The organism is Paracoccus binzhouensis, from assembly GCF_016446475.1.
GTDB classification, from domain to species: domain Bacteria; phylum Pseudomonadota; class Alphaproteobacteria; order Rhodobacterales; family Rhodobacteraceae; genus Paracoccus; species Paracoccus binzhouensis.
On sequence record NZ_JAEHFP010000202.1, the window covers coordinates 1 to 3,552 of the forward strand.

Annotated in this window: 1 protein-coding gene and 3 pseudogenes; 3 read left to right on the forward strand and 1 reads right to left on the reverse strand. The window is 64.4% G+C overall.

Annotated features, from left to right (window positions below):
* From I9P22_RS23635 to I9P22_RS23655, 3 pseudogenes are all read left to right on the forward strand, one after another.
* Positions 1–595 (forward strand): annotated as a pseudogene (locus I9P22_RS23635) (IS5 family transposase); the annotation flags it as partial.
* Positions 596–985: 390 nt separating this feature from the next.
* Positions 986–1,456 (forward strand): annotated as a pseudogene (locus tag I9P22_RS25115) (VirB8/TrbF family protein); the annotation flags it as partial.
* Between the two features lie 56 nt (positions 1,457–1,512).
* Positions 1,513–2,148 (forward strand): annotated as a pseudogene (locus tag I9P22_RS23655) (TrbG/VirB9 family P-type conjugative transfer protein); the annotation flags it as partial.
* On the opposite strand, the gene I9P22_RS23660 reads toward I9P22_RS23655, so the two are convergent.
* On the reverse strand, positions 2,133–3,470 hold the full coding sequence (locus I9P22_RS23660) for an NHL repeat-containing protein (protein WP_233253569.1): 1,338 nt from the start codon (positions 3,468–3,470) through the stop codon (positions 2,133–2,135). The pseudogene I9P22_RS23655 and the gene I9P22_RS23660 sit on opposite strands and share 16 nt — an antisense overlap.
* Positions 3,471–3,552 lie beyond the last annotated feature (82 nt).

Consider the following 3,552-nt stretch of genomic DNA (forward strand, 5'->3'; position numbering starts at 1 on the left):
TCGGTCTACCGTCAGTTCCGCCGCTGGACCCTAGCGGGGCTGTGGGAGGATATCCTGGATGCGGCTCGAACCACGCGGGGGTTGCGCCGGACAAGCTGCAGATGGTCGACAGCACCGTGATCCGGGCGCATCATCATGCGGCGGGCGCGAAAGGGGGACGCCGAAAGAGGCTCCTGGCCGTTCGAGAGGTGGGTTCTCGACCAGGATCCACCTCCGCGTCAACGGCGCTGGCCTCCCGATGAGGACCGAGATCACGCCGGGGCAGGATTCCGACTACACCGGCTATGATCTGATGATGGCAGATACCCTGCCGCAGCCCGCCGTTCTGGTCGCCGACAGGGGCTATGACTCTGATAAGGTTCGGGAAGATATCGAGAGCCGCACCGCCCTGCCGATGATCCCGATGCGCAAGAACCGGAAGGTTCGCAAGGTCGTCGACATGGCCATCTACACCTTGCGCAACATGGTCGAGCGCTGCTTCACCAAGCTGAAGAACACCCGGCGGCGGGCAACCCGCTACGATAAAACCGCAGGCAGCTTCCTCGGCTTCGTCGACCTCGCCTGCATCAGGCTATGGCTGCGCCAGTGGTCAACAGGACCTAGCAGTCTTGTCGTCGGCTGGAAGGAACGCCTCGATGGTCACCTCGGACAGCGTAAGCGCCGGTTCCCACCGCCTGCCTGAGTTTGGGTCGATTCGTTATGGGACGTGCATAACGACGTCGTTTGCGATGCCCCTTATGCGGGGTTGAGGATGCGTGGCGATGTCTTGGGGTTGGCACGACGGCGGCGATGGGATGACGAGGGGAAGCCCGGGATCGTGCTGGCGGTCGGCGCCGATGGTGCGACGGTCGCACAGGTGGCGCAGCGCCATGATGTGACGCGCTAGCAGATCTATGCCTGGCGCCACGAGCTGAAGAAGAAGGGTCTTTTGTTCGCCACGGCCGATGCGCTGTTCCTGCCGATCTCGGCGCCCGTTCCGATGAAGATGGCGAGCGACCTGCTCCATGCCGATGACACACCGATCCGTGTGTTCGACCGGTCCTTGCGCGACCGCGGCCTCGGCAAGGGCGTGAAGAAGGGACGGATTTGGGCCTATGTCCGCGATCAGCGACCTTGGTCGGGCGCGGCGCCGCCGGGCGTCACCTATCACTTCGCGCCGGACTGGAAGGAAGAGCATGATCATGCCCTCAGGCCATCCAGAAAATTATACCACCTTGACGGACGTGACCAGAAGGTCTCGGTCGAGGTTTCTTCGGTCATCCGTGCCTTGCCGGACAGCTTTCGGGTCGCCTGGACGGAAAAGCGCTACGAGAACGGCCAGTTGTCATCCACCGAGCACTGGACCGCGATCCTGACCGTGGTGCTGCAGACGTCCCGCACTGCCGAGGCCCTGCGGGCCAATCCGCTCGGCATCTATGTCAACGCCGTCAACTGGTCGCGGGAGATGAGCCAATGACCGCTGTTCTCACCGAAGGAATGATCGGCGCCCCGGCGAGAAGCTTGCCCCGATCCATGCTGGCGGTTGTCCTGCTGTCCACCGCCGTACTGGTGGGCTGCGCTATCCAGAAATCGCCGCAGTTCAGCTATGACGACCATGTGCCGCCATTGCCATCGTCGCCTCCTGCTGCCGTTGCTGATCCGGCACCGAAACCGCTGCATGTGCCGCCGGGCTGGACACCGGCGCGCGGCGGCAACGCCGCCGAGACTCCGGCGGGGCGGGTCGCAAGCGCCAATCTCGCCGCCCGGGGCGAGCCGCGCCGCGAGGGCTATTACAATGCCATCCAGGTCTATCCCTGGTCGGAGGGCGCGCTCTATCAGGTCTATGCCGCGCCGGGGCAGATCACCGATATCGCCCTGGAGTTCGGCGAGACGCTGAGCGGCGAGGGATCGATCGCCGCTGGCGACACGGCGTGCTGGATCATCGGCGATACCCAAAGCGGCAGCGGCACCTCCCGCCGCGTGCATGTCTTCGTCAAGCCGACCCGCGAGGACATCTCGACCAATCTGGTGATCACCACCGACCGGCGCCGCTACATGCTGGAACTGCGCGCCGACGAAGAGACCTGGATGCCGGCCGTGTCGTGGCCTTATCCGGCATCTTCGGCAGCGGTGCAGCGTCGGGTGGCCTTTTCTCAGCCAGTGCCGATGCTGAGACGGGCAAATCGCCATGCCGACACGCCGATGACCGCAATGTCACCGTTCGGATAAGCCGCGATCGAGCGGATATTGCCGATCTGTGTGCCATTCTCCCGCCCGACTGCCGCCAGATCGACGCGCTGGATACCATCGGGCGTGATCTCTTCCAGCATGTTGTCCCAGGGATCCGAAAGCCATAGCCTGCCGTCGGGACTGGCGACGATGCAGGGAAAGAATTTCGGCGTGGTCGCGATACGCCGCTGGAAGCGGCCATCGGCATTGAACTCGAATATGCCATCGCGGCTGTCCTGATCCTCGCTGCGCTTCATCACGATGTAGATGGTGCCCGCACCATTGATCGCGATGCCGGTTGCCGTGGGTGCGCTGGCGACCATGGGATCGGCGGCCAGCGCCTGGGCCATCAGCCCGGTCAGGCGGCGCTGTTCGGTCAGGTTGCGGTCCAGAAGGATCAGCGTGTCCGGTGGCGGCAGGCTTTCGTCATCGCCGGCGCTGCGCGGTGCGACCCGGTAAAGGGCCAGCCCCCCGTCCGGTGTGACGCAGGAGCCTTCACCATTGCTCCAGTAGCTTTCCCCCTCCGGCATGGGCTGGCTGCCGGCGATCTCGCCGGTCATCGGATCGATCCGCAAGATGCGGCGCGAACTGCCGGTGATGATGCTGCCATCCGGCAGCACGGCCAGCAGCGCACCGCTGTCTTTTGGGGAAGGGAATTGGTGCAGAAAGGCGCCATCCGGGCCAAAGACGGAAAACCGTCTTCCGCCGTCCTGGATCATGGCGCGGCCAAGGCTGTCGATGCCGATATGAGCCGGGTATTCGCGGAAAAGACCGGGGCCTGCCCCTTCGCCGCCGACATTGAAAACGGTCTTGACCGCAAGCCCTTCCTCGGGCGCTGCCTGGTGCGCGCCGCGCAGGAATTGCGGCAGCAGCAAGGTCCCGCCCCCGATCGCCATCACGCCAAGCCCCGCCGCAAGCGCCTTTCGGCGCGTGACGGGCGGCGGCGGGAACATCCCGGCGGGTCGCCCGTCGGGAAAGCGGTGCTCCAGCACGACATGGTGGCGACCCTGCGCTTCGACCACATATTCGGATCCGCAACTGCCGCATCTGCCGATCAAATGACCCTCTGCCGTGGTCACAAGGCCGAGCGCCCCGCCGCAGCTCGTGCATTTCAGTTTGCGCATCCGGTTTCCCTTTCTCCGAAACGGCAAATTAGCCCGCAGGAACAACAAGGCCAAGCCGGTTCGGCCGCATCCGCGCAAGCCATGCATGGGCCTGATATGAGCAGAATTCGTCAACGCTTTTCCTGTCAGCCATGGCATGGCGCTGTTGCGCAAATGAGCTGGCGGCCGCAGTTCCCCTTTCGCCCCTTTCGCCGGACACACTTATTGCCTTGCCACAGTG